Annotated in this window: 24 protein-coding genes and 3 pseudogenes; 6 read left to right on the top strand and 21 right to left on the bottom strand. The window is 58.0% G+C overall.

The genetic code is table 11. The features are described 5' to 3' along the window. Positions 1 to 78 precede the first annotated feature (78 nt). Positions 79 to 1,344, bottom strand: a complete 1,266-nt coding sequence (locus IPM39_15875; GenBank protein MBK8987528.1) for a family 10 glycosylhydrolase — start codon at positions 1,342 to 1,344, stop codon at positions 79 to 81. A gap of 114 nt (positions 1,345 to 1,458) precedes the next feature. Between IPM39_15875 and IPM39_15870 the strand changes: the two genes are divergently transcribed. The 4 genes and pseudogenes from IPM39_15870 (at position 1,459) to IPM39_15855 (ending at position 5,612) form a co-directional block, all read left to right on the top strand. Continuing rightward, entirely contained in the window at positions 1,459 to 2,088 is a 630-nt protein-coding gene (locus IPM39_15870; protein MBK8987527.1) for a cyclase family protein, read from the top strand. Positions 2,089 to 2,195: 107 nt separating this feature from the next. Beyond that, positions 2,196 to 2,549: a DUF4180 domain-containing protein gene (locus tag IPM39_15865; protein MBK8987526.1), complete on the top strand. Its 354-nt coding sequence runs from the start codon at positions 2,196 to 2,198 to the stop codon at positions 2,547 to 2,549. A gap of 137 nt (positions 2,550 to 2,686) precedes the next feature. Continuing rightward, a pseudogene (gene ettA, locus IPM39_15860) lies at positions 2,687 to 4,373 on the top strand (energy-dependent translational throttle protein EttA). 9 nt (positions 4,374 to 4,382) lie between these two features. Further along, complete coding sequence (locus IPM39_15855; protein ID MBK8987525.1) at positions 4,383 to 5,612, top strand: protein-glutamate O-methyltransferase family protein; 1,230 nt, start codon at positions 4,383 to 4,385, stop codon at positions 5,610 to 5,612. Between the two features lie 867 nt (positions 5,613 to 6,479). Here IPM39_15855 and IPM39_15850 read toward each other — a convergent pair. The 6 genes and pseudogenes from IPM39_15850 to IPM39_15825 all read right to left on the bottom strand — a co-directional run bounded on the left by IPM39_15850 (position 6,480) and on the right by IPM39_15825 (position 12,649). Continuing rightward, positions 6,480 to 7,298, bottom strand: coding sequence for a class I SAM-dependent methyltransferase (locus IPM39_15850; GenBank protein MBK8987524.1), 819 nt, complete (start codon positions 7,296 to 7,298; stop codon positions 6,480 to 6,482). Next, positions 7,291 to 7,752 carry a lipocalin-like domain-containing protein gene (locus tag IPM39_15845; GenBank protein MBK8987523.1) on the bottom strand — a complete coding sequence of 154 codons (462 nt, stop codon included), beginning with the start codon at positions 7,750 to 7,752 and terminating at the stop codon, positions 7,291 to 7,293. Before IPM39_15845 ends, IPM39_15850 begins: the two co-directional genes overlap by 8 nt. Before the next feature lie 89 nt (positions 7,753 to 7,841). After that, a complete protein-coding gene (locus IPM39_15840; protein MBK8987522.1) occupies positions 7,842 to 8,966 on the bottom strand; it encodes a tetratricopeptide repeat protein in 1,125 nt (374 codons plus the stop codon). Positions 8,967 to 9,095: 129 nt separating this feature from the next. After that, a pseudogene (locus IPM39_15835) lies at positions 9,096 to 10,624 on the bottom strand (YifB family Mg chelatase-like AAA ATPase). Between the two features lie 119 nt (positions 10,625 to 10,743). Beyond that, on the bottom strand, positions 10,744 to 11,148 hold the full coding sequence (locus tag IPM39_15830) for a hypothetical protein (GenBank protein ID MBK8987521.1): 405 nt from the start codon (positions 11,146 to 11,148) through the stop codon (positions 10,744 to 10,746). A gap of 37 nt (positions 11,149 to 11,185) precedes the next feature. Then, complete coding sequence (locus tag IPM39_15825) at positions 11,186 to 12,649, bottom strand: GAF domain-containing protein (GenBank protein ID MBK8987520.1); 1,464 nt, start codon at positions 12,647 to 12,649, stop codon at positions 11,186 to 11,188. A gap of 226 nt (positions 12,650 to 12,875) precedes the next feature. Between IPM39_15825 and hutU the strand changes: the two genes are divergently transcribed. After that, on the top strand, positions 12,876 to 14,540 hold the full coding sequence (hutU, locus tag IPM39_15820) for a urocanate hydratase (protein ID MBK8987519.1): 1,665 nt from the start codon (positions 12,876 to 12,878) through the stop codon (positions 14,538 to 14,540). A gap of 196 nt (positions 14,541 to 14,736) precedes the next feature. Here the strand turns inward: hutU and IPM39_15815 are convergent. After that, positions 14,737 to 15,629: pseudogene (locus IPM39_15815) on the bottom strand (histone deacetylase). 165 nt (positions 15,630 to 15,794) lie between these two features. Here IPM39_15815 and IPM39_15810 point away from each other — a divergent pair. Continuing rightward, a complete protein-coding gene (locus tag IPM39_15810) occupies positions 15,795 to 16,115 on the top strand; it encodes an SCP2 sterol-binding domain-containing protein (GenBank protein ID MBK8987518.1) in 321 nt (106 codons plus the stop codon). 77 nt (positions 16,116 to 16,192) lie between these two features. Here the strand turns inward: IPM39_15810 and IPM39_15805 are convergent, their stop codons facing one another. From IPM39_15805 to IPM39_15745, 13 genes are all read right to left on the bottom strand, one after another. Continuing rightward, entirely contained in the window at positions 16,193 to 17,212 is a 1,020-nt protein-coding gene (locus IPM39_15805; protein MBK8987517.1) for an SDR family NAD(P)-dependent oxidoreductase, read from the bottom strand. A gap of 62 nt (positions 17,213 to 17,274) precedes the next feature. Next, on the bottom strand, positions 17,275 to 17,805 hold the full coding sequence (gene rimI / locus IPM39_15800; GenBank protein MBK8987516.1) for a ribosomal protein S18-alanine N-acetyltransferase: 531 nt from the start codon (positions 17,803 to 17,805) through the stop codon (positions 17,275 to 17,277). 6 nt (positions 17,806 to 17,811) lie between these two features. Beyond that, complete coding sequence (gene tsaB / locus IPM39_15795) at positions 17,812 to 18,501, bottom strand: tRNA (adenosine(37)-N6)-threonylcarbamoyltransferase complex dimerization subunit type 1 TsaB (protein ID MBK8987515.1); 690 nt, start codon at positions 18,499 to 18,501, stop codon at positions 17,812 to 17,814. A 9-nt stretch (positions 18,502 to 18,510) separates the two neighbouring features. After that, positions 18,511 to 19,011, bottom strand: a complete 501-nt coding sequence (gene tsaE, locus IPM39_15790; GenBank protein ID MBK8987514.1) for a tRNA (adenosine(37)-N6)-threonylcarbamoyltransferase complex ATPase subunit type 1 TsaE — start codon at positions 19,009 to 19,011, stop codon at positions 18,511 to 18,513. An 18-nt stretch (positions 19,012 to 19,029) separates the two neighbouring features. Further along, a complete protein-coding gene (locus IPM39_15785) occupies positions 19,030 to 19,665 on the bottom strand; it encodes a hypothetical protein (protein ID MBK8987513.1) in 636 nt (211 codons plus the stop codon). Positions 19,666 to 19,701: 36 nt separating this feature from the next. Beyond that, positions 19,702 to 19,908: a DUF433 domain-containing protein gene (locus IPM39_15780; protein ID MBK8987512.1), complete on the bottom strand. Its 207-nt coding sequence runs from the start codon at positions 19,906 to 19,908 to the stop codon at positions 19,702 to 19,704. An 86-nt stretch (positions 19,909 to 19,994) separates the two neighbouring features. Next, positions 19,995 to 21,239: a DNA double-strand break repair nuclease NurA gene (locus tag IPM39_15775; GenBank protein ID MBK8987511.1), complete on the bottom strand. Its 1,245-nt coding sequence runs from the start codon at positions 21,237 to 21,239 to the stop codon at positions 19,995 to 19,997. A 72-nt stretch (positions 21,240 to 21,311) separates the two neighbouring features. Continuing rightward, complete coding sequence (locus tag IPM39_15770; protein ID MBK8987510.1) at positions 21,312 to 23,309, bottom strand: hypothetical protein; 1,998 nt, start codon at positions 23,307 to 23,309, stop codon at positions 21,312 to 21,314. A gap of 57 nt (positions 23,310 to 23,366) precedes the next feature. Then, positions 23,367 to 23,915, bottom strand: a complete 549-nt coding sequence (yjjX, locus tag IPM39_15765; protein ID MBK8987509.1) for an inosine/xanthosine triphosphatase — start codon at positions 23,913 to 23,915, stop codon at positions 23,367 to 23,369. Beyond that, entirely contained in the window at positions 23,912 to 24,148 is a 237-nt protein-coding gene (locus IPM39_15760; GenBank protein ID MBK8987508.1) for a galactosyldiacylglycerol synthase, read from the bottom strand. Before IPM39_15760 ends, yjjX begins: the two co-directional genes overlap by 4 nt. A 101-nt stretch (positions 24,149 to 24,249) precedes the next feature. Continuing rightward, positions 24,250 to 24,786, bottom strand: a complete 537-nt coding sequence (locus IPM39_15755; GenBank protein ID MBK8987507.1) for a hypothetical protein — start codon at positions 24,784 to 24,786, stop codon at positions 24,250 to 24,252. Between the two features lie 59 nt (positions 24,787 to 24,845). After that, positions 24,846 to 25,709 carry a bifunctional hydroxymethylpyrimidine kinase/phosphomethylpyrimidine kinase gene (thiD, locus tag IPM39_15750; GenBank protein ID MBK8987506.1) on the bottom strand — a complete coding sequence of 288 codons (864 nt, stop codon included), beginning with the start codon at positions 25,707 to 25,709 and terminating at the stop codon, positions 24,846 to 24,848. 109 nt (positions 25,710 to 25,818) lie between these two features. Continuing rightward, complete coding sequence (locus IPM39_15745; protein MBK8987505.1) at positions 25,819 to 26,448, bottom strand: LysM peptidoglycan-binding domain-containing protein; 630 nt, start codon at positions 26,446 to 26,448, stop codon at positions 25,819 to 25,821. Positions 26,449 to 26,783: the final 335 nt, after the last annotated feature.

Here is a 26,783-nt window from a genome sequence, read left to right as displayed (position 1 = left end):
GGGTGGTTGGCTGGTTTATTGGTTGGTTAGTTTGTTAGCCAACCAATTTTTGTTTTAGTTGTCTGACCATGTTGCCGTTCATCGCCAGGGGATGGGTGGCACAACGGCCGTCTCCGCATAAGGCCCCTCTGCCAGATCATCAAAGTAGCCCCGACTCAGCAGCGCCCCGTAGGAGAAAATGGCGTGGCCGGCTGTGCCCGCTGCCCGCGCCAGCGCAATTCGCGCCTCAATTTCGCTGAAGTCGGCAAAATCTGCGCCAATGCCGGGGATGATGTAACGGCCGCTGCGACTTGCCTGAAAATCGGCCACCAGTGTTTCAAACCGTGCCTGGGTCCAAAAGCTGCCGCCGTAAATCATCGGCATAATGGTGTCCAGAGATTCATTTGCCAGCCATGCTTTGGAATCCTGGTAATAATCGTGGTAGCCTTGTGTGCCGCCCCATCCCCAAATATCAACATAAATCGGCCACACTGCCGCCGACAACCAGATGTCCGGTTTCAGCGGCACAATCTGCGCATAGAATTTGGCGATGGCGGCGTTTACCTGCTGTCGCTGCCAGTCGGCATAGGCCACCTGCCCATTGCTGCCAAAACAATCGGCGCCATAAACGGCCGTACTCACCGGATCACACGAGCTGCTGCGCGCCGCGTAGCGCGCATGGTCCAGATGCAGGCCATCCACGTCGTAGCGCGTCACCAGGTCGGCGGCCACGTTGAGCAAATGCTCGTCCACCATCAGCGAGGCCGGGCTGGCCCGCAGGTAGGAATCGCAAATCACGCTGCCGTTGGTGTCCCACTGCAAGCCGTTCAGCTTGCCAGCCGTTGTCCCATGGGCGTCCTGAATCAGATAATACAAATGGCGCGGCGTGGTGTTGTCTGGCGGTGGCGCGCAGCCCAGCCAGACTGGATAAACATTGATGTAAGCGTGGACTTGCAGGCCGCGTTCGTGGGCTTTCTGAATAAAGTATTGCAGCGGATCCCAGCCGGGGTTTTGTCCCAATGTGCCGGTCAGTCGTTTGGACCAGGGTTCATAGCTGGAGGCGTAAAAGGCATCGGCTTCGCCGCGTACCTGGAAGAAGAGGGCGTTAAAGCCGGCCAGGGCAGCATTTTCGACAATCTCGTCCAGTTTGGCCGGATTGATGTCGGCCGGGTTCAGCGTCCAATCAAAGCGCGTCACCCACAGGCCGCGCATCTCCACCAGCGGCTCCGGCTCTGGCTCTGATTGTGTCACCAGCGGCAAATAGGCTGCCCAATCGCCGGCCTGGGCGGTCACCCGCCCTAACAACCACACGCCAACAATCAACACCCCGGCCACTACCACCAACATGATTGTTTCTTTCTTCATAAGCCGCAATCCAAAATCCGAAATCGGAAATTCAAAATCCAATTGTCCCACAACTCCAGCGCAAACCGAAATGATGGTTGACGGCCGTTGCCCCCACGACTATACTGCTTGCCCATGACAATTATAGACATCAGCCGCACTTTAACTTCCAGTCTGGCCGTCTGGCCCGGCAGCGATCCATTTACCTTGCGAACCGTCTTGCAAAAGAAAGATGGCGCCAATGTCAACCTGACCGACCTGACGCTGAACGCCCACACCGGCAGCCATGCCGACGCGCCCTACCATTTTGATGACGCTGGGGTGACGTTGGAACAGGTGGATTTACGGCCGTTCTGGGGTTTGGCCCAGGTCGTCACAGTGCAAAAACCGGCCGGTCCCCTCTTCCCGGCCGATTTTGCCGCCTACGATCTCACCCGCGCCCCGCGTTTGCTCGTCCGTACCCCCATCGGCCAACTGCCCCATGACCAGTTTCCACCGGCCATCCCCCACCCCAGCCCTGAATTGGCCGATTTCCTGGGCGCACGCGGCGTTATCCTCTACGGGACCGACGCTCCCTCCATGGACGCCATAGACAGCCAGGAGTTGCCCGGCCACCACGCCATGCTGCGCAACCAGATCGCCATCCTGGAAGGACTGGACCTGACTCACGCGCCTGATGGCCTTTATGAACTGGTGGCTCTGCCCCTAAAAATCGGCGGAGGTGATGGCAGCCCGGTTCGCGCCGCGCTGCGCCCGACAAATTGACACGACCTGGGCCAACCCAGATGCAGCTCTTTCCATGAGCTTAGAGCTAGAGGAAGAATCTGGGCAATACTCTTGCTCTCGCTCTAGCCATTTTTACAGCATACTTCATGACAGAAAGTAACCAGACAACGGCCGTATACGTCTCACCCACCGCTCAAGACCCAATCATTGCCAGTGGCGGCGACGTGCTGGATTTGCTGGCAAACAGCGTCCACACACAGTCCCAAAAACTGCTGCTGGACGAAGCGCACCTGGCGCCCGCCTTTTTTGATCTGAGCAGCGGCCTGGCCGGAGAAGTTTTTTTGAAGCTGACAAACTATCGGATAAAAACGGCTTTTGTCGTTAATCTGGCGGCCATCCCCAGCCCTCGTTTCCACGAACTGGTCTACGAATGCAACAGAGGGAACCAGATCCACTTCTTCACCGACCGCGCCGCCGCTGAACAGTGGCTTGTCACTTAGCAGCGGTATTCAGTATTCAGTGTTCAGTATTCAGCGCGCGTTTTGCAGAGGTAACGCCTACTGAAAACTGATTACGGCTCCCAACAACCAGACGACCAGATTATCAGACTTCCAGACAAAGGATTACCAGACCAACCATGACCACCGATGACAAGAAAATCATATACTCCATGATGGGCGTGGGCAAAATCGTTCCCCCCAACAAACAAATCCTCAAAGACATCTCCCTGTCCTACTTTTACGGCGCAAAAATTGGCGTTCTGGGCCTCAACGGCTCCGGCAAATCTACTCTGCTGCGCATCATGGCCGGGGTGGATACCGACCACCTGGGCGAAACGGTTCTCTCCCCCGGCTACACCATCGGCTTCCTGGAGCAAGAACCTTTGCTTGATGAGAGCCGCACCGTGCGCGAGGTCGTCGAAGAAGGGGCGCAAGAAGTGGTAGACGCCCTGCGCCAGTTTGACGAAATCAACTTGAAATTCGGCGAACCAATGACCGATGATGAAATGAACGACCTCATCGAAGAGCAGGGCCGGCTGCAAGACAAGCTGGACCATATGGATGCCTGGAATTTGGACAACCGCCTGGAACTGGCGATGGACGCGCTGCGCACGCCGCCGGGCGATACGGCCGTCGCCATCCTCTCCGGTGGTGAACGCCGACGGGTGGCCCTCTGCCGCCTGCTGCTGCAACAGCCAGACATCTTGCTGCTAGACGAACCCACCAACCACCTGGACGCCGAATCGGTGGCCTGGCTGGAACGCCACTTGCAGCAATATCCCGGAACCATCATCGCCGTTACCCACGACCGCTACTTCCTGGACAATGTCGCCGGTTGGATTTTGGAACTAGATCGCGGCTACGGCATCCCCTGGAAAGGCAATTACTCCTCCTGGCTGCAACAAAAACAAGACCGCCTCTCCCGCGAAGAAAAGAAAGAATCGGCCCGTGTCAAAACCTTGCAGCGCGAGCTGGAATGGGTCAATCTGTCGGCCAAAGGGCAGCGCGCCAAGTCGAAAGCGCGTATTTCTCGCTACAACGAACTGCTCAACCAGGATGTGGAACGGGCGAACGAAGAGCGCGAAATTTTCATCCCACCCGGCCCGCGCCTGGGCGACGTCGTCATTCAGGCCAATGGGATTAGCAAGGCATACGGCCGTACCCTCCTTTACGAAAACCTCAGCTTCGACATTCCACCGGGAGCGATTGTTGGCGTCATTGGGCCAAATGGGGCCGGTAAAACCACCCTGTTCCGCCTGATCGTCGGCCAGGAGCAGCCAGACGGCGGCGCCCTACGCATCGGCGATACGGTGGAATTGGCCTATGTAGACCAGAGCCGCGATACCCTGGATGGCGATAAAACTGTCTGGCAAGAGATTTCTGGCGGCGAAGATTCCATCAACCTGGGCAACCGGCGCGTCAACTCGCGCCTTTGTCGCCCGCTTCAACTTCCCCGGCAGCGATCAGCAGAAAAAAGTGGGCGACCTGTCTGGCGGTGAGCGCAACCGGGTCCATCTGGCTAAAATGCTGAAGTCCGGGGCCAATGTCTTACTGCTGGACGAACCGACCAACGACCTGGACGTGAATACCCTGCGCGCCCTGGAAGACGCCCTGGAAAACTTTGCCGGTTCGGCTGTGGTTATCTCCCATGACCGCTGGTTCCTCAACCGCGTCGCCACCCACATCCTGGCTTTTGAAGGGGACAGCGAAGTGCGCTGGTTCATCGGCAACTACGACGCCTACGAAGAAGACCGCCGCGCCCGTCTGGGCGCCGCCGCCGACCGGCCACACCGGATCAGCTACCGCAAACTAACGCGGGATTGAGTGGTTCAGATGTCCGATCAACAGTTACCTCGTTTACCTCTGCCCGCCTCGCTGCGTGGTTCGGAGACGGGCACATTTACCCATTACTCCATCGCTGTGCGCCTGCCGGAGATTGGGCGGCGTATTCTGGCCGAGAATAATTTCCGCTCCCATATCGCCGCCGACGTTCAGGCGCTCATCGAAGAAATTCCCAACGGCGCTATTCGCCCGTTGTTTGACCACAATGCCCCAGACGCGGCTGATTGGCGGCAGTATTGTCTGCCGTATCTGGGGCAATCCTGGCTGCAAGCGCCCTGGTTTTTTGTGGAGACTTATTTTTATCGCCGGGTGTTGGAGGCGACGCAATATTTTGAGCAAGGGGCGGCGACGGCCGTTTATGACCCCTTCGCCTACCAAAAACAACAAGGGCTGGCCACCACCCATGCGACCATCGCCGACTTGTGTAAAACCGTCAACCAGTGGCTGGCGCAGCCAGACGCCAAAGAAAAGGCCCTGGCGCATTTGCTCTCGGTGGCCCTGTGGGGCAATCAGGCGGATTTAAGCCTATGGCCGGCCGACGCCGCCAACACTCCGCGCCATGATGACGAAACAAGACAGGCCCACCTGGTGGTGGATGACAGCACGGCCGTTATCCACCATCTGCTTGCCCCTAGCCGCCCCATCCACCTGGCTCTTGTCGCCGACAATGCCGGGCTGGAACTGGTGGGCGATTTGTGCCTGGTGGATTACGCGCTGCACAGCGGTACGGCCGTATCCGTGGCCCTACACCTCAAATTCCACCCCACCTTTGTCTCTGATGCCACCACTGCCGATGCGCGGCACACCATTGCTCACCTGAGCCAGACCAACGACCCGGATATGCAGGCAGTGGGGCGGCGGTTACAGGCGTGTTTGGATGACGGCCGTTTACAACTGCGCGCCCCTCTCTTCTGGACAGCGCCTTTGCCGGCCTGGGAAATGCCCACCGACCTGGCCGCCGATTTGCAGACAGCCCACCTGGTTATCAGCAAAGGCGACGCCAACTATCGCCGTCTGTTAGGCGACCGGCATTGGGCGTTTGATGATTCGTTTGCGACGATTGTGGCCTATTTCCCCGCCCCGCTCCTGGCTTTGCGCACACTCAAATCGGAAATTGTCGCCGGGCTGCTGCCAGACCAGATTGCTTTACTTGCTGAACGCGACCCTAATTGGATGATTAACGGCCGTTGGGGAGTGATTCAATTTGCCCCACACGGCTGACCACAGCGCCAGCCATACGCCCGCTCAAGCCAGTGGCCCGGTCACCACTTCCTTCGCCTGCGGAAATTTTGTCGCCAAACGATTCGGATTGTGGATCAAAAGGGGCAAACACTGGGCGCAAATCCACACTTGGCGTCCCCGGAAGTGCAAAAGCATCAAGGGGACTTCATATTCTGAACGTTGGCAATGAACACATTGAACTTTGATCTTACTTTCATCAGGCATGATCCCTCCATCATTCCTTGTGTCTTCTTCTCTTTGTAATTATACAGATACTAGTACACCTCGGCACAAATAACGCGCGAGTTTTTTGTTGGGCGATTTACAAAATCGTTCTACAAACTGTCGGCTTATTTCTGTCATTGTGTACTAGCAGGTTGTCGGAGAACTCAAGATAGGTACACGGATTGAACGGGTAGGACCGATTTTCACAGATAAATCGTAACTACCAAGCCCTTGGTCGGTTTGTTGGTTGGTTTGTTGGCTGAAAACCAACCATCAAACTTTCCAGAGAGCCTTAGTCGTTACGATAAAGCACCAGAAAATCCGTGTAAATCCGTTAAATCCGTATCATCCGTGTATCAAATTTCGGCATGGTTCATTGAGCGGAACATCTTCTTTACAAATTTACGCTGCATGGTCATGCTGAGCGGAGTCTTCGGCCCTGAGCAACGTCGAACGGGGAAGCATCCCCCTCCCACCAGAGGAACGGGATGCTTCGGAGGACCTCAGCATGACACGCTTTTTTGCTAAATTTGTAAAGCACAAATCGACTGAAATGAACCATGCCCAAATTTCACTTTTCCGACAGGCTGCTAGAGGTGCAACGCCCTTAAACAAAAGTGGGGCGCGTCTCTGCCGAACCGGTTAAATAATCATCGCTTCAATCAGGATGTTGACCTCCGTTGCCAGGAGTTGGTCTGGGTCAAAACCCAGCGCCTGCCAGCGAGTGGGCGATTGATGGGCCGCCACCGCGCTGCGTAACACCGTAAGACCCAGGTGATGGAGGGCCTGCGCATCCGACAAAATCCATTGTATGGGCGCGCCATGTGCGGCAAACCGGCGGCGCATACTGGCGCTGAACTGCTCGGTCAGCACGTCCAGGGCAAAGGTCGCCCCCGGAAAATAGAGCGCCAACAGGCGCAGCAGCGCCGCCACATCGGCCGGGTCCAGAAAAAACAGCACCCCTTCGGCAATAAACAGGATATCGCCTGGCGCAGCGCCGGCAGGCAGCACGGCCGTTACCTCTGCCACCCACGCTTCATCTGCCATAGAAAAGGGTAAGAAGCGATGAACGGCCGTCGCCACATCTACCAATCGGCGGACGGCGATAGCCTCTGGTAGGTCCAACTCCAACCACAGCGCCCGCTCTGCGCCCAGGCGGGCAAACCGCGTAGACAACCCCGCCCCCAATTCCACGATGACCGGCTGCTCATGGCTGGCCAGGAAACGTTCGGCCACATCGTCGTAAAACTGGGCGCGCACGGCCGTGCCCAGTTGGAACACCGGCGAATAGGCGGCGGCCATCGCCTGCTGCATCGCCGCCGATTGTGGAATCTGCCCCATCCACTGCGCCGCCAATGGGTCTGTAAACAGCCGGGCTGCACGGCCGTGTTCTTCGGCGCGCGCCCGCAAGGTGAAGAGCAGTGTGCCCGGCAGGCCAGACAAATCGGGCAGGTTACCCACCCAACCGCTCCCAGACCAGACGCCCCATCACCAGGGCATCTGCTGGCCCCATCGGCGGCGTTGTCAGGGTCAGGATACGGCCGTCGGCCGAAAATTCATAGAAGCGCACCAACTCTTTGCCCACCCAATTAGGCAGCAGGCTGCCCTGCACGTAATGGGTTACCTGTCGGGCAGCGGCGTCAATGCTGTAGACGCCAAAGTAAGCCGTGTAGCCATCAAAAGCAAGTTTAAGATCGGCAGCGGCCGCTGCCGACATATCGCCAGAGCGCAGCCGGGGGCGGTCTGGGTGCATGAGTTGGGCGGCCATGTGGCCGGCGGCGTGGTAATAAATCTGGCCCTGTGGCCGTTCACCCAATGGAAAGAGCGAACGGCCGTCTGCCTGCCGAAACTCCGACAAAAGCAATGCCCAAACGCCGACAAAGGCCGCCTGAGCCTCAATCAGTTTGTTGACCATGGTGTTCCTGTAGTGGGAGGATTGGTAAGTGTTGAGTGTTCAGTAAAACCTTCTGCTTACTGAATACTGAATACTGCTTACTGAGCAGATCACTTCCCCTTCTGCGCCCGGCCGTAAGCCAGTTTTACGGCATCGGCATAAGCAGCATCTTTCACGGCAACCCCCAGAATACGCCGCGCTTTTTCCAAGTCTTGTTTTTGCAGGTACAACAAGCCAATGTTGAAATAAGCGGCCGTCATACGCAAACCGCCGCGAATCGCCTTTTCGTAACAGCCGATGGCCTCGTCTACCTGACGGCGGCTTTCAAAATCCATCGCCTGGCCGATGAGGGCGTCGCGTTCCAGTTTGCTGAGGCCGGTTTGGCGGGCTATGGCGGCGTCGCGTTCGTCTTCTTCGCGGAAAATTTCTTCGGCCAACTGTTCGGCGGCCAGGCGAACGGCCGTATCTACCGGGTCTGTACTCACGCGCACCGGTTTGGCAGCGGCCTGTTTTTGGCGTGCTTCGGCCTCGAAGATGGCAGCCATCTGGCGCACCGTTTCGGTCAGCGCATCCGCCTCGGCCTGTTCTTCAGCCGTGATGCCCGGCACTTCAATCTCTTCTGGCTCCGGTTCGGCGAATCCGGCTTCGCCATGACGAATGAGGGCAACGGCCGTCAACACATCTTGATTACCAGGGTCCAGGCGCAGGGCTGCCTGACACATCTGGTACGCTTTCACATTGTCGCCCTGGGCTTGTAAGATGCGGGCGATAGCCAGATATTCGCGCACCGCTTCGCGCTTTTTGTTCTGCCGTTGGAAGATCATCGCCAGGCGGCGGTGGGGGCCTAAGAGACTGGAATCTAAACGGATGGCTCTTTCCCAATGCCCGATGGCTTCTTCCAACTTGCGCTGGCGCAGCAGGACTTCGCCAACGGCCGTATATGTTTTGCCCGCTTCCGTTAAATCACCCTGGCGCTCCTGAATATCGGCGACTCGTTTCAGGTAAACCACATCGCCATTGGAATGTTTGGCGGCCAGCTTGAAGCATTCCAGCGCCCGGTCCAACTGTTTCAGCCCCAGGCACGCCTCGCCCAGGCCGGCATAGGGCGCGGCCTCCTTCGGGAATTCGGCGATGGCCAGACGGTACGCCTGAAAGGCATCCGGCCACAACGACTTGGAACTGTACATCGCGCCTCGTTTAAGGGCTTCTTCGTAACGCGGACGGTTATTGGCCACTACAAAACTCCAGAGTAGATTGATGCGCAGATAATGACCGTAAAAATAGCGCAGAGCGCGTTTCCAGGCAAGTAAACATTAGGACTAATTCCGTGTTCCGACTACAGCTTACGGAACACGGCTCACGTCTCACGTGTTCCGTGGCCTGTATTGCAGCGCTTCGGCCAGGTGGGCCGGTTGGATGACGGCCGCCTCGGTCAGATCGGCGATAGTCCGGGCTACTTTCAGGACACGATGAAAGGCGCGGGCGCTGAGGCCCATCTGCGACATGGCGCTTTTCATCAGTCGTTTACCGGTTTCGTCTAGTTCGCAGAGGGCGCGCACTTCGCTGGGACCCATGTCGGCGTTGGTGAACAGGCCATTGGCGCGGAAGCGTTCCGTCTGGCGCGCGCGAGCTATCTCTACGCGCTGCCGTACCTCGGCCGATGTTTCGCCGCGGCGCACGGCCGTTAGCTTTTCAAAATCCACCCGCGGTACTTCAATGTGCAAGTCTATGCGGTCCATCAGCGGGCCGGAAATGCGCTTTTGGTAGCGGGTAATCATGGCGTTGGAGCAGGTGCAGGCATGAACGGGATCGCCATAATAGCCGCAAGGGCAGGGGTTCTGCGCCGCCACCAACATAAAATTAGCCGGATAGGTGACGGTTCCACTGGCGCGGGAGATGGATACTTCTCGTGGCAGCCCTTCTAATGGTTGGCGCAGCACTTCGATGAGGTTTTGCCCAAATTCGGGCAGTTCGTCTAAAAAGAGCACACCACGATGGGCCAGGGAGATTTCGCCGGGGCGCGGCCAGGCACCACCGCCAACCAGCCCGGCGTAGCTGACGGTGTGGTGGGGGGAACGAAACGGCCGTTCCCGAATCAACGGAGTGTCGGCCGGCAGCAGCCCGGCCACGCTGTAAATTTTGGTCACTTCCAGCGCTTCATCAATGGTCATGTGCGGCAAAATGCCGGGCAGCGAGCGGGCAATGAGCGTCTTGCCCGCGCCCGGCGGCCCGGACATGAGGATATTGTGTCCCCCGGCGGCGGCACTTCCATGGCCCGCTTCACATGCTCCTGCCCCATAATGTCGGCAAAATCGGCGGCGTAGGTGGCTTCCCCGGCAAAGGCATCTTCCAGGTTAACAGAGAGGGGGGATAACGGCCGTATCCCCGTTAGATGCCCCACCAGGTCAGACAGGCTGGCAACCGGCAGCACTTCCACATCTGGCAGCAGCGCCGCTTCAGGGGCATCTACGGCCGGCACAAACACCCGCACAAAACCCTGCGCCCGCGCCAACGCGGTCATCGGCAAAATGCCTTTGGTATGGCGTGTCGCCCCATCCAACGACAATTCGCCGATAAACAGAGCGCCCGCCAACTTATCCGGCCAGATTTGCTGCGACGCAGCCAAAATCCCGATGGCAATGGGCAGGTCATAGGCAGGGCCTTCCTTACGCAAATCGGCCGGGGCCAGGTTAACGGTAATCCGTTTATTCGATGGAAACGCCAGACCACTGTTTTTGATGGCTGAATGCACCCGGTCGCGGCTCTCGCGCACGGCCGCATCCGGCAGCCCCACCAGATTAAAAGCTGGCGCGCCCCGGATAATATCCACCTCCACGTCTACAATGTCCGCTTCCAGGCCGGTAATGGCACAACTCATCACTTTGGCCAGCATAATTGACCCCTTCCCAAAGATTACGGTTCGCGCTTACAGGCGCAGACAAAATCCGCGCCCAAAATCCCATTTACCGATAAACGCCCACTGCCTACTGCCCATTAAACACTGATAATCGCTTACTCGCTTCCCCTACCAGACGACACAAGCGCGCCAACAAATAAGACGGCAAACCCAACAAAAAAGCCAGACAACACACCCAAACCAATTACAACGGCAATACGAACCATGCCGCCAAACAACAGCGAAACAGCCATGGCTGCCAGGCCGATAACCCCCAATATGCCGGTGATCACAAGCATACACCCAGGTGGGTGATCCTCTTCATCATTTCTGCGCCGTCGCCCGACAAAATAATCTACAAAAGCGCCCACAACCGCGCTAATGAGACCAATTCCTCCCCCGACCAGGAAATAAGTCAGATTATCGGTTGGCAACTGTTTGTCCTCGCTTTTGCCGGTAAATTGCAGCGGCAAAGGGGGAGTTTGTTGGTCTGTTCGTTCGCAACCTAAAAAACCAACCATCCAAGGCGTTAACTATCCCCTTCAATCATCAAATAAGTCATTGTTCTGTGTGGTCGTCCACCTTATCAAACGACATGGCGTTGGTAGCGGCAATGGCCACGGCTGCGGCAATAGATAGAGCACGCTCAATATCCTGCTCATCAAAATCGCCATCGCGTTTGTTGACCAATTGCAAAGCGCCCACTACCTGAGCGCGAAATATGAGCGGCACACATAAAATGGATTGCGTCCTAAAACCGGTGCGCCTGTCCACGTCCTGATAGTGCAGTGGGTGGTTGCGGACATCGTTGGTATAAATGCTTCGGCCAGCCTGGGCGACCATGCCCACAAACCCTTCGCCCAAAGGCACTTCCATTTGTGAAAGAATAGCGGTGTCGGTTCCGATATTTGCCAGGACGCTCAGGCTTTGTCGGGCCGAGTCCAACCACCATAGGGAGGCCACTTCAACGTCCCAACTTTCGTGGATTTGTTTAATCGCCAGGTGGATGACTTCATCTAAATCCAAAGTCGAAGTGATGGTACGGGTAATCTCGATGAGCGTATGCAGTTCATCCAACTTGCGGGCCAGGGCTTGATCGGCCGCCTGAAAGACGCGGGCGTTTTCTAAAGAGATTGCGGCGTAATCGGCCAGGAACGAGAGCAAAAATTCGTCACGCTTGCTGAATGAACGCATGGCAATGCGGTTGCTCACAGCCAAAGCGCCCATGACAACGCCGCGCAGCTTGAGCGGCACGCACAAAACCGAGCGGGCAAAGAGGCCATTTTTGAGCTTTAGCCCACTGCCGGTAAACTGGGACTGGCGAAACGGCCGTCCCTGGCGCACCACTTCCCCCAAATAAGAGTCGTCACCAGACAGCATCGTCGTCGTTTCCGGCCCATCTTGATTGCCCGATTTGCCATAAGCGTGAAACTGTTCCCCTGATTTATCCGCCAGCCAGATGTGGCTCTCCTCCGCATCCGTCAGATACGTCGCCGCCTCCAGCACCCGGCCCAACGCCTGATCCACACTCACCAGCGACGTGATCGCCTTGCCGATCTTAAATAGGGTGTTCATTTCGTGGGTCTGGCGGCTCATTTCCACTTTAACCCGGCGTAGTTGTTCAGCCAATTCCGCCTTGTCATGCTGCAAACGAGTTTCCACCAGCGCCCGGTCAATGGTTTCCACCACTTCATCCACCGTAAATGGCTTAATCAGGTAATCCTTTGCCCCCAACCGAAATGCTTCAATGGCGCTTAACTCGGAACCATAGCCAGTCATTAAAATCACCGGCGTACTCAGAGATTCCTGCGCCATTTGCTGTAGCACATCCAGACCCGTCATTTCGGGCAGATTAAAATCGAGCATCACCAGATCCGGCTTTTTTTCGCGGATACGCGCCAATCCAGATTGCCCATCAAAAGCATATAATGTTTGATAACCAAACGTGGGCAGCACATGTTCTGTGAGGTGCTTCACAATCTCCCGGCTGTCGTCAATGACCAATATTCGTTCACCACTCATACGTTCTCTCGGATACCACGCCGGCTTGAAGGTAATTGCTAACTAACCAAATGCCGCGTTGACTTTGATTCACCCGCTGATTATACAGGACACAAAAAATCGCCAGGATCATCCAATAAATTGTTTACTCATAGATTAACCACCATTACAAATTCATTCGGGGGCCTGACTCGAACGATTATAACATAGGCCAATGGTTCTTGACACGCAAGGGGTGGAGTCTATAATCCACAGTATGAAACGCACAATTCATTCCCCTATTGGACCAGAACTACATTGTAAAGGCTGGCTGCAAGAAGCGGCCTACCGCATGTTGCAAAACAACTTAGACCCCGAAGTCGCCGGCGATCCAGATAACTTAATCGTCTATGGCGGGCGGGGCAAGGCGGCGCGCAATTGGGAGGCGTTCGACGCTATCCTGGCAAGTCTGCGTGAGTTGGAAAACGATGAGACATTGCTGGTGCAAAGCGGCAAACCGGTGGCCGTATTTCGCAGCCACCCCGATGCGCCACGCGTGCTGATCGCCAACTCCAACATCGTGCCGCATTGGGCCACGCAGGCTAACTTCGACAAATGGGAAGCCGAAGGGCTGATTATGTACGGCCAGATGACCGCCGGAAGCTGGATATACATCGGCACGCAAGGTATATTGCAGGGTACGTTTGAGACGTTTGCGGCGGCAGCCAAACAGGCGGGCTGGCCTTCGTTACAAGGTAAATGGGTCCTGACAGCCGGTCTGGGCGAGATGGGCGGCGCACAGCCATTGGCCGTAACGATGAATGGCGGTGTGGGCCTGGTGGTGGAAGTGGACGAATGGCGGGCCAAACGGCGGCTGAAGCATGAATATGTTGATGAGGTAGCCGAGACGCTGGACGAGGCGCTGGCGCGCGTACAGCATTACCTGGACACCGGAGAACCGCGTTCCATCGGCCTGATTGACAACGCGGCGGCGGTGTTCCCGCAGCTGCTGGAGCGCGGTCTCATCCCCGACATCGTAACCGACCAGACATCGGCGCACGATTACCTGGCTTATTTTCCGCATCATCTGAGTTTTGCCGACGGCCGTATCCTGCGCCAAACCAACCCCGCTGAATTTATGCGCCTGTCCGGTGAATCTATGGCCCAACAGTGCGCCGCTATGGTTGAATTTCAAAAGCGAGGGGCCATCGTCTTTGACTATGGCAACAACTTGCGCCAACGCGCCTTCGACGCCGGGGTGGAAGAGGCGTTTAGCTATCCTGGGTTTGTGCCAGCTTATATACGGCCGCTCTTCTGCGAAGGCAAAGGCCCCTTCCGTTGGGTCGCCCTCAGCGGCGATCCGCAGGACATTTACGCCACCGACCGCGCCATCTTGCAGTTGTTCCCCGAAGACGAATCGCTGCATCGCTGGATTACGATGGCCCAAAAGCAAGTGCGTTTCCAGGGCTTGCCGGCGCGTATTTGCTGGCTGGGTTATGGGGAACGAGCTAAAGCGGGCCTGAAGTTTAATGAGATGGTCGCCAGCGGCGAGGTGAAAGCGCCCATCGTCATTGGCCGGGATCATCTGGACGCCGGTTCTGTCGCCAGCCCTAACCGGGAAACGGAAAGTATGCTGGATGGCTCCGACGCCATCGGCGATTGGCCGATTCTGAATGCGCTGATCAACGCCGTGAACGGGGCGACCTGGGTCAGCTTCCATCACGGTGGCGGGGTGGGCATTGGCTACAGCCTGCACGCTGGGCAGGTGACGGTAGCCGATGGCACGCCGGAAGCAGCCGCCCGCCTGGAGCGCGTCTTGACATCTGACCCCGGCATGGGGGTGGTACGCCACGTAGACGCCGGCTACCAGCGAGCCATAGACGTGGCCCTTGAACGCGGTGTGAAGATTCCGATGATGAAGGGTAATGCCTGACAAGGTGACATCTGGCAAGGCGATAAAACTGTCAGATGATGACTATAACAGAGCGAAGGCTGGTTGGATTGCCCAATTTGACCTTGACCCCGAATTTGCGAATCTGTCCCTTTTTTGGGGCATCAGGCTTGCCGGTCGCCGAATTGTCTAGCTGGTCCAGGGTTTATTTGTGAAACAGCGGCCGGACTGGCTGGCTCTAACCATGCGCGGCAATCTGGATGGTTTGCAGTTGGATGGCGATGGTTTCAGCGAGGGAACGGCCGTATCCCCCAGCCATCGTCACCGCCACCGGCAGCCCGGCCGCCTGACACTTGCCCAACACCAGCCGGTCGCGCGCGCCAATGCCCACTTTGCTCAGGCACAAACGCCCCAGGCGGTCCCCTTCATGCACATCCGCCCCGGCCAGGTAGATGACCAGATCGGCGCGGGCACTGTCTACGGCCGTGCGCAGGGCCGGTTCCAGCGCCGCCAGGTAATTGGCGTCGCCGGTGTTGTCGGGCAAGCCCACGTCCAGGTCGCTGGGGATTTTGCGAAAGGGAAAGTTTTTCTCGCCGTGAATGGAAAAAGTGAAGATGGTGTCGTCGCCCTGGGTGATTGCGCCGTGCCGTTGCCCTGGTGGACGTCGCAGTCCACCACCAGGATACGCCGGGCGCGTCCTTCTGCCTGCATGGCGCGGGCGGCGGCGGCGGTGTCGTTGTAGACGCAAAAGCCCTGCCCTTCGTCCCAACAGGCGTGGTGGGTTCCACCGCCGAGAGATGCGCTGCGGCCGTTTTGCAGCGCCGTGCGGCAGGCAGCAATGGTTGCCCCCACGGAATGCTGGCAGCGAACGACCAGTTCTGGCGACCAGGGCAGGCCAATGCGGCGGATTTCTGGGGCGGAGAGACGGCCGTTGGCCACTTTATCCAGGTATGCTTGGCTGTGCGCCCGGCGAAGCTGGTTGTCCGTCGCCGGTGTGGGAGTGATCAGCTTTTCCGGCGGCACAACCTGTGCTGTTTCGACGGCTTCACGCAGCATCCGATACTTCTCGGCGGGAAAACGATGCCCCTCCGGCAGCGGAAACGTAAACGAATCATAGGTGAAGATGTTCATCAGGGCTGATTATGCCTGGAGATAGGTAAACCATCAACGGCTGTCAATGTGCAGTTTGTGATTGTGGAACGCTTGACAGGGTAACGGCCGTTGTTATACTTTTCATCAATATTTGTTTGTCTGCGCTCGTTTGTAGGAGCCAATTTACCTGAAGGAGATTCCCACATGTCTGTAGCTGATATCTTTAGCAATATGCCCAACAGTTTTAATGCCGAAAAAGCTGGCGATCTCAATGCCAACGTCGTCTTTGATTTGTCAGGAGATGGGGGCGGGGCCTGGACTGTGTCGGTTGCCAATGGCAAAGCCACCGTCGCCGAAGGCGCGTCGCCCGGCGCTACCGCCACCATTCGCATGGCGGCCTCTGATTATGAGGACATGACCAGCGGTAAACTGAACCCGATGATGGCGTTTATGTCCGGCAAGATCAAGGTTGAAGGCGATCTGAATACGGTTATGAAGTTCCAGACGTTGTTTGGGATGGGGTAACGGCCGTCAGCCCGGTTATGTCAACCATCAAAGTCCCCGGCGCTTTTCATAGCGCCGGGGACTTTTTTTGTCCTTTGTCAGGCAAATAAGCTGCGATTGGCGGCCACCCACGCCCATAAATCGCGGATGCCTTGCTCTGGCGACACGGCCGGCCGCCAGCCCAACAACCGCTCGGCCTTGCGAATATCGGCCACAAAAACACGCTGATCACCCGGCCGCCACTCGTGGTAGGCGATGGACACATCGTGCCCGGCCAGTTCGGCCAGCAGCGGGCCAAATTCACTCCAGACGGAAAGCGTGTTCTGCGGCCCACCGCCCACGTTGATCGCCTGCCCGGCCAGGCGGTCTATATTGGCAATGCCCAGCTCATAAGCGCGGATCAGGTCAGACACGTGCAGCAGATCGCGCACCTGACGGCCGTCGCCAAAAATGCTGATAGCCCGACCCAACTGGGCGGCAATGACAAAATGAGCCACCCAGCCCTGGTCCTCCACGCCAAACTGCCTGGCGCCATAGATGCACGACTGCCGGAAAACCAGCGTGCGCAGCCCATAAATGCGGGCGTAGTCAATGGTGTATTGGTCGCCAGCGCCTTTAGAGCAGCCATAGGGCGAATGGAAATCCAGCGGATACGCCTCGCCAATGCCCGCTGGATGATTCGCGTAGGCGTAGCGGCTGCCCTGTTCCACCACTCCCACGTCTTCCATGCCGCCATACACTTTGTTGGTAGAGGCGTACAATACGGCCGCTTGCGGCGCGTGATGGCGCACAGCCTCCAGCACGTTAAATGTGCCCAGGGCGTTAATCTCAAAATCTTCACGCGGGTTTTGCACCGAGGTGGTGACGGCGACCTGGCTGGCCAGATGCAGCACCACATCGGCGCCGGCGATGGCCTGAGCCAGATGATCATAATCGCGCACGTCACCGCGGATGAAGGTGAGGCGGTCGGCGTGGGATTGGCGCAGCCATTCCAGGTTGGCCTGTGCGCCAACGCGGCTGAGGTTGTCATAGAGGGTCACGTCGTGGCCCTGGGCGGTAAAGTGGTGGGCCGAATTACAGCCAATAAACCCGGCGCCGCCGGTGATGAAAATTTTCATGTTCTATCCTTCAAGTTAATCTGGGTTCGTGGGTTTCACCTGTTTATACAGGAGCGGGTGGGCTAAGCCTCAGTGGATAGGCGGGCAAAGAGGGTGGCCTGTTGGGTGACGAGGAATTGGTGGTAACGGCCGTCTAGCGGCGTCACCGTCATCAACAACGCATCTTCCCCGGTGTCCCGGTAATAGGCCCGCCGTTCACCGACGACTTCCAACCGGTATTTTTGGTACAGCGCCTGGGCGATGGTATTGCTGCGGCGTACTTCCAGCGTTACCAGGCAGGCGGGATGCTGGTAAACGTCTAGCAATATGTTCAGAAAGAGCAGTTCGCCCAAATGGCGGCCCTGCCAGTGTGGATGGACGGCGATGGTGCTTACGTGAACCTCGTCGCCGATGAGCCAGTAGCCGGCAAAGCCGACGATACTATCGCCCATTTGTAAGACCTGGTAATGGGCCATTTTATTCTCTTCCAATTCATGGCGGAAGAGGGTTTCGCGGGTGGGCGTGGGGTAAGCCAGCCGATCAATAGCCGTCACCGCCTTCAGGTCGGCAAGCTGCATGGGGCGCAGGCAGTAAGGCGGTGGCGGTTGCAGCATGGGGCGTTAATTGGCGGCGTCTGATTCGATTTTTTGCCCCGCCGGGTCACGCAGGTAGATGGGGGCCAGGCTGCTGGCATCGTCAACCTGCCCTTTGCGCAGGCGCTGCCAGCCTAATTCGGCCAGAAACCCGGCGCGCCGGGCGGACAAGGCAGGGGAGGCCACGCGGAAGCTCTTGTTGCTGGCTTTGATGAGGCGGGCCGCTTCGGGGGTGATTTCGCCGACAAAAAAAGTAGGCTTGCTGAGACCGGACAGGATGTTTTCCCAGGTATCAATAACCGGTGGGCGGCGCGCCTGCCAGCCACCCCGCGCCTGCCATTCGTAGACGGCCGCGCAGACCCGTGAACGGCCGGCGGCGGCAGCGGCCAGCAGTTGGTCTGGGTATTGGTGCATGGACGCGGCCACCACATCCAGCGTGGGCACGCCGATGAGCGGAATGCGGTTTGCCAAGGCCAACCCTTTGCCCAAAGCCAGCCCGACGCGCAGGCCGGTGTAGGAGCCAGGTCCCACGGCGACGGCGATGCCTTTCCAGTCGGCCGGGCTGACGCCGACGCGCTGCCCCATTTCGGCGATGGCCGGAGGGATTTCGATGGTGTGGTTGTTCAGGCAGCGCCAGCCATATTCGGCGATAACGGCCGTGCCGTCATACAAAGCCAGCCCTGCCCAACGAGTTGCGGAATCTATTGCCAGAATCATAAGTCCCTTTTAGACGCCAAAGGCGCTTAGTTTAAAGTCGGCCAGCAGGTTGGCGGCGCGTGGCCCGGTAGCCGAGAAGCGCAGGCTGCGCCGTGTCTCGTTAAGATAAGCCAGGTGAATCTCTAATCGGTCGGCCGGCAGCAAGTGGGCCAGGCGCTCCGGCCATTCAATCATCATGGTCTGTTGGTCGTCGAGGATGTCTTCCAGCCCGACGGTCCAGACATCGGCGGGCGATTCCAGCCGGTAACAGTCTACGTGGTAGAGGACACGGCCGTCTTTCAGGCGCGGGTATTCGTTGACCAGGGTAAAGGTGGGGCTGGTGACGCGCAATCCTGTGCCCCAGCCACGACCAACGCCGCGAGCGACGGCCGTTTTGCCGGCCCCCAAATCGCCCACCAAACAGACCACGTCGCCGGGCTGTAGCAGTTCACCCAGCCGCACCCCCAGCCGCACCGTCTGTTCCACGCTGCTGCTGATAAAATCTAATGTCCATTTGTCTAAAATCGGCATTGTTAAACGTAACCCTGGTTATGAAAGTTCGGCGCGCCAGTCGCCAATCGCCAGCACATCGCTGACCGCTTCCAACGTGGGAATAAGTACGTCGTAGTTGGCGCGCAATAGTTCGATGAGTTCAGTGATGACGCGCATCCCCCAGGCGTCATCGCCGCCGCGCAGGCGGTAGACATGGCTGATGTGGGCGACCAACAGCTGGTCTACGGGCACGCCGCTGCCCTGGGCGCGCAAAATCAGGCGCAGATAGCCCAGGTCGTTGGTGAAGCCGGCCACTTCGTCGCGGTCCAGGCATAGTTCCACCGGGTCCAGATTGAGGGGTGGGCGTGGGGGGAGATGGTGGCGGAAACGGCCGTTTTCGCCGTAGCCCACCGCCAATACACTCATCTCAATCGGCAGCAGCCGGTTATCCCGCTGGTCGTTGATGACCGATTCCGGCGGATTTTCCGCCAGCACCAGGCGGCGCACCAGCGGATCGTCGTCTACGTGCATGTCGTAGATGAGGCCGTAGATGGCCTCACGCTCGTCCACCGGCTGCGCCTTGACCAGACTGCCGAAGGCGGGGCCTTGCAGTTGCCCGACGCGGCAGCCCACGGCAAAGCCGCTGGTGGAAGCGCGTAAAACCCGGCCAAATTCTTGATTGGTTAGATTCATGTCTGTTGATCCGTTAAATTTTCTGCGGCATGCAGCCTATTTCACAATTGCCGAACACGAACGCGCACAACGTAAGGCTTCTTCCAGTCCTTCATGTTTCACTTGTGGGTATGAACGCAAAATATCCGCTTGCGTTGCGCCACTGGCGAACAATTCCAGGATAAATTCCACACTCAGGCGCGTGCCTTTAATGCAGGGCTTACCACTCAAAATTTCTGGATCAGTTGTAATGTTGTGAAACATTGCACCTCCGAAGTAATTGTCAATGGTGAATGGTCAATTGTCAATTGTCAGCCGTTGACCATTGATAATTAACCATTGACTATTGGCTATTTAAACCGCGTCCGCCCACCCCGCGCAATGTCTTTGCTGCCTTGCTTGGCGGTGATGCCTTCACGGATGCCGTGACGTTCCATGATGATGTCTATCATGAAGTTGAGTTCGGCGGCGTCTTGCCGGCCGACAACGGCCGTTTCGTCCGCTCTTGCCAGCACATAGGGATAATCACCCAACAACCGGCACTGGTCTATGATGAGGGCGTGTACGGCCGTGACCGCCCCTTCATCCTCGGCCACCCAACGGGGAATGTCTACACGGGCAATCGCCCGGCCGTGGGTGGCCGGGTTGACGTAAAAGAAGCACACCTCGTTGGCCGGGTCTTGGGCGGCAAAGGTCTCGTTGGGCGGCGAAACGTAGACGAACACTTTGCTGCGTTGGCCTGGGGCCAGCAGCGCGCCGAACAAGTCGCGGTCGGTGAGGCCCTGGGTGGCTTTTTGCGTGCCCAGCGTGCGCCAAATGAACGTGGGGTCAGAGACGGCCGTTACCGATTTTAGCAGTGTAGTGACGGCGCTGGTTCCTGGCCGGTCAATATAGCCGCACAGCAGCGCCCCTGCCTGCCGAATGCCCGTCATGCTGCTGCCCCATTCGGTGACGGCCGCGTTTTCGGCCACGCCGGCCGAGCCGATGGGCCAGTAGAGCAGCCGTTGGTCCAGCACCGCCAGCACAATGTCGCTGTCGTGACGATGGTGGAAGGTTTGCCGCGCCAGGGTATCAATTTCCAGCAGGTCGCGCTCGATGCTGACCGCGCCGCTGCTGCTGTTGAAATCGTCCAGGTTGTTGTCGTCCGGTGGGTAGACCAGTTTGGGCACGGCGAAGGTCTCCGGGGCGCGGCTGCTGCCGAGGCCTCGGCTGTCGCCGTGGCCTCGGCTATCGCCGTGGTGGTAGATAATCCCGCCAACGTTGATGAGATAATACAGGTAAGCGGCGTGGCGGTCGGGCAGGATTTGCGAGCCGTCGGTGGCAAGGATGGTGGCCTGGGGTGGTGGGACGGGCGCGTCTATGGCCGTATCCAGCGGCTCTTTATCGTCGAACGGCCGTGCGGCGCGGTACAGTTTGGGGTCGGCTTTTTTGTGGGCCAGAGACAGGGCTTGGGAGACGGCCGTCCAGTTGGTGCGGTAGGTTGCCAGGGCTGCCAGCGCTTCGTCTAGCCGTTCCTGGCGCAGCAAATAACGCCGCGCTGTGGTCAGGGCCATTTGTTCCAGGTCTGCGGTTAGTTTTTCAATTTCCAGCGTCATAGCTTTTTCGCCACGGAGGCACGGAGCGCCCGCAGTTTTTCTGTTTCGCTGCGTTGTCCGCGCCTCGGCGGTTTAACTTGATGGGGTCAATAAGTTGCACCAGGTGGTTTCGATGGTTGTTTCATCGTGGTCGGCGTGGAGCAGCCAGCCCAGCACGCTGCCACAATCATAACAGAATTGATAGCTGTTGGTGAGGGTAACGGCCGTTACCGCCTCCCATTCACACCCCGTCTCGCTGATCTCTCGGGCCGGGGCGCATACCAAAATCACGTCATGAACGAGGGCGTTTTGGCCGACGATGTGGCGCGACGCCAGGTTTTCGGCGTGGACGACGTAACGGTTCACCAAACTAAACCCGGCGCGCCGCAAGGCCAGGGTGAGCGCCGCCCAGCCTTTGGGGTTCCAATGATGATAGGTGAAAATGAGACGGCCGTTCCCCTTCTGCAACACCCGCGCGCATTCGGCAAAAATCCCGCTTAAAATGGTCGTGTAATCGGCGCCGCTGCCGTTGGTGGTTTGCTCAACGGCCGATTGGTCCAGCTCGTAGCTCCAGCCGTCGCTTTCCGGCAGCAGTTGGCGCAGCCAGACGCGAAAGAAAGCTGCCAGGTCGCTGTACTGTACGCTGTCAAAATAGGGTGGGTCGGTGACGATGAAATCCACGCTGCTATCGGGCAGATCGAGGTGGGTGGAGGAACCCTGGATGAGCAAAAAACGGCGACGGCCGCTGCCCAATTCGTCAAACTGGGCTGCCTCTGTGCCTTCGTCTACTTCCCCGGCGATGGGCACGGCGCAGCTTCGCCGCCCACTGACCGGCCGCCGTTCCACCGGATTTTTGGCCCACCGCCGGCCGCGAAGGATACGGCCGTTAAACAAATTTTCCAGCGTGCCAGAAGCACGACGGCCGTACAGCGGATTGTTTTCCAGCACCGTGTACGGAAAGCTGTAGGCGTGATAGGTAAACGCATGGCGAATGGCTCCCGGTCGGCGCGCGCCGTAACCCTTATAGCCGCACAGCAGCGTGTTAAACTCCAGCGCTGTAGAGACCAACAAAGCCAGATTGAGCCGTATCAGGACTGAAAACTCGTCTTGGACCACTGACCGGCGATTTAGCCAGCTAATGGCCGCCGCCAAATACAACAATTGTCGGCTGCTAAATAAATCCAGATAGCTGTGAATGCGCCGTTCGTGCAAACTGCGCGATTTAGAACCGGGACCAATGGCAAACGCTGCGGCGGGTAAGTCAATTGCCGATCGCTGTGTATCGGCATGTTGGATGGCGGCCCAATCGTTGGGACGCATGGCGGCAAAAAACAGGCCATGTTCGGGACAGTGACCGCTGACCGCCAGGGGAACATAGCGCTGGTAATATGGCGCGTCCAAAATTTCGCGGTAGGGTGTGTGGCAGGTAGGGCAGGTTTTGTTGCTGCGTTCGCGTAACGGCCGTTTCTCCTTAGTCTCCGCGCGGCTAAACACAACCCCGTCCAGACAAACGTCGTGGGTCGTTGGGTCCAGATGAACCACTGAGCCATCGTTGTTGTGGCGCAGTGTCAGGCTGTCTACAATCAACGCTTCCCCACACGCGCAGCGCCGACGCAAACCGTACAACACATACCACAAAGCTACGTCGCGGGCGCATTGGGGGCAGGTTGTACGAAAATGGTCGGCCAGCTCAGTGCGCAAAGATTGATGAAACTGTTTAAATTGCTGCGCTAACTGTGTTGTTGGGATTGCCGATAAACTGGCGCGCGCCTGCAAAACGGGTATCGGATCCACATCCGCGCCGATGACGTTGGCTCCCAGGCGGACAGCTTCATGTAGGGTTGTCCCGCCGCCCATCATCGGGTCCAGGATGATTTTGCCTTCCAGCCCGCCTGGCGTGTAATAATCACGCGCTGCCTCATCCTCTATCAACGCTTTGAGGATCAGGCGGAAGGTGCTGCCGCAGCGCCGTGCCCACCACTTATGCAGGTAGGTGTTTGGGCGATACAAATGCTTGTTATAAGATTCCAACCGCGCCAGCGCATCGGCAAATTCTTCGTCGAAGTGGGTGTCAATGAGTGGCGGAGTCATGGCGAGGGTGATCTGGTAGTCGGGTAGTCTATTGGTTGGGGCGAGGCGACTCCCCGACTATAAGGCTATCTGACTATCAGTCTGTTCATCATAAAACTCTGGGGCGACAAATGGCGCTAACGCATAAGCGACGCCGAGGGCGAACGCCTGGGCGCGGGGGACCAGGCCGCCGGTGAGGGCGCCGACGGCGCCGCCTTTGGCTTTGACATTAGCCTCGCCCAGCAGTTCGTCCATCACCGGACCCAGTTCTTCACCGGCCAGCACCCGGCTGGCAAGGCCGGCCGGCAGGCGCAAACGGCCGGCGCCGCCGATTCCTTCACGGCCGTTGCCATCTGTCACCACCACCCAGCCTTGCAGCACCAGGCCTATGGGGTCTGGATGTACACCGCCTTCCAGGCCAAAGCCCAGGTCGGCATTTACGGCTGCCCGCGCTGCCCGCGCCCGATTGCGCGCTCCGGTGATGGTTTCGTCATCGTTCAGGGGCATGTGGCTGACGCCGGTGGCGACGGACACGGCCGTTACCACCGCCTCCGGCCACAATTGGCTGACGATGGTTTGTACGGCCGTTACCTTCACCGGATTGGTGGAACCGACAGCGATTCTCATGCCTGTTCCCAACGAAATTCCAGCTCCCCATGTTGGTCTAGAGCCTGACGCAGTAAAGAAATCAGGTCAGGGTCAGCCCCTTCTGCGGCTAACAAATCTAATGTGGCCTCATCCAGATAATAATCTATGTCGTCCACGTCTTCTTCTTCCAGATTGCTGACTAAAAAAGCAAGCTGCGCTTCGCTTACCTCGCCAATCAAGGCGTCCGTTGCTTTGTCGAATAATTGGATCATCATAATCCTCCGATGAATTCAGTTTTCAGTTTTCAGTGTTCAGTCTGCGTTTGCCAGGTCAGCGCTTACTGAACACTGGTCACTGAACACTGCCTCACACTTCAGCCGATTTCAATCTTGGTGACGGCGTCGAAGTCCAAAGACTCCTCCTGGCCTAAGACAGCTTCCAGAGCCATCTGGGCCACCGTAAAAAAGGCTTGCAAATCGGCAATGCGCTCCAGATAAAATTCAGCCAACTGCCGCTCTTCGGGCGATAATTCGCCGCGGGCGGACTGCAATTTGGCGATGCTGTCGCCTAAGACGTGTAGGGCCAGCTCCACTTCACGCCGTTCGCGGCTGCTCAGGATGCTGCGAATGATCTGCCACAGGTCATGCTCGGCGGCGTAATACTTTTTGCGGTCGCCGCGCATCCACACTTCTTTGGCCATGCCCCAACGCTCCAATGCCCGCATGTTCATGCTGACAGACCCTTTGCTGATTTCCAGCTCGGCGGCCAGATCGTCCAGGGACATGGCATCAGGACTCATCAACAGCGTGCCAAACAGTCGGCCCATGACCTCGGCAAATCCAAAGTAGCGCGCCAGACGGCCGATTCCGGCAATTGTACTTTCATTGACGGCGATTAATTTCTCGTTCATCAAAAACCCTTGCGTTCAAAACATTTTGAACGTACAGAGTATCAAAAATTTTGCCTTCGTCAAGCAGATGAATCGGTCGGCCAGACAGGGCCGTGGCCGCCGCCCAACTGCCATTGGGCGCTGTGGCGAATGGCGGCGGCGGTGAAGGTTTGGGCCTGGGGCACGGCCGTTTCCAGCTCCATGCCCTGCGCCCAATAAGCGCAGATAGCCGCCGAAAACACATCGCCGCTGCCGTGAGTGTTGTGGGTGTGGATTTTGGTGGTTGGCAGGCGTCGGCTGGTACGGCCGTCGAAAAACAAATCCACCAGCCGGCCGCCGGCCGGGATGCGTTTGAGCAAAATGTGCTGTGGTCCGAGGGCGTGCAGGCGGCGCACGGCCGTTTCGCCATCCGCCAGACAGCGTACAGGCATGTCTAGCAGCAGCCCGGCTTCGGCCGGATTAGGCGTGAGCAGGTGGGCCAGGGGGAAGAGATGGCTGATGTAGGCGTCGGTGACGGCCGTGTCAAACATGGCCTCTCCTTTATGGTTTACCAGCACCGGATCAACCACCAGGCGCGGCACGGCAAAGCGGCGTAAACCGGCGGCGACAGCTTTGATGATGGCAGCGCGGCCCAAAAAGCCAGTTTTCACGGCGTCGGCGCCGTAGTCAAACAACACCGCTTCCAGTTGGGCGGTAACAAAGTCTGGCGACAGGAACTGTACCGACTGGACGGCGAGGGAGTTTTGGGCGGTAACGGCCGTGACCACGCTCATGCCATACGCCCCCAGCACAGCCCAGGTGCGCAAATCGGCCTGCAAACCGGCCGCGCCACCGCTGTCTGACCCGGCAATGGTTAATAGTTTGGTCGGCGTGTTCATGTGCAGCCTGGTCGTCAATGCCTGGTTCGTTAACAAAATACGTGATGCGCAATCAATGCCACGCATCACGTATATGGTTCACCAACAAAATGTGGACTGGCTCCCAGGTGTAAAAGCGCCCAACGCCAGGAAAGCGTCGGGGGCCTGAAGCCCTTCGTTATTTAAACGTCGTTCCTTAACGCGGCGGGATCCGAATCACCTGCCCCACAAAGATGCGTTCGGGATTGGCAATGCCGTTATAGGTCGCCAGTTCGTTGACTGTGAAGCCATACCGCAGCCCAATGCGGAACAAATTATCGCCAGCCTGAACCACGTGAACTTGCTCGCCAACGGTGGGGGGTGTTGTACCCACAGGCGGCGGCGTAGAACCGGCCACTGGAATCACCAATACCTGCCCGACATCGAGTTGATTGACATTAGCCAGATTGTTGGCAATGGCAATTTCTTGGGCCGGAACATTGTACAGAGTGGCGATGCTGTTCAGGGTTTCACCTGGCTGTACCGTGTGGCTTTGTGGTCCTAAGGGATCAGTAACCGGCGTTGCCTGGGGTTGTGTTTCACCGCCAGGCGCTTCACCAACCGGCGTCGCTGTGGCATCGCCGGGGGCCGGGTAAGGGTCTGGTGTTACCACAGGTGGCGCCAGCGTGGGCACGGTGATCTCTGGGGCGATGGTGGGGTTTTCTATCGGTACGGGGGTGGGGCTGGCCTCGGGCTGCGGCACCGGCCGCACACAGGCAGACAGCGCCAGGAGCAGAAATACTGCTGCTGCTACCAACCAGAAGGGGATGATTGTCTTCCGTTTCACGGGCGTCCTCCTAACTTGTTGTGGGGAAATTCAATGATTTCACGACGTGAATTCATTTGGTAAACATAAAGTAGTCTACCATATGCCCTGGAGAGCGTCAAGCGTGGGAATTTTAGGCCAGCAGTTCTCAATTTGTCGTGGTGTACGGTAGGGGCGGGACGGCGCGCCCAGAAAACAGCCGCAGCGGACGGCCTTTTCCCACGCCGTCTCGCCCAATGGGACCCAAAGAGGGGCCAGACAGGCGGGAGGCAAGGCATTGATGATTGGCAAAGACGTTGCGCCGCCTGTCCCGCTCCTACGGCTGGATTGCAAAATGAGAACTGCTGATTGTTGGC

Source organism: Candidatus Leptovillus gracilis (assembly GCA_016716065.1).
GTDB lineage: Bacteria > Chloroflexota > Anaerolineae > Promineifilales > Promineifilaceae > Leptovillus > Leptovillus gracilis.
This window is presented reverse-complemented; position numbering and strand designations above follow the sequence as displayed.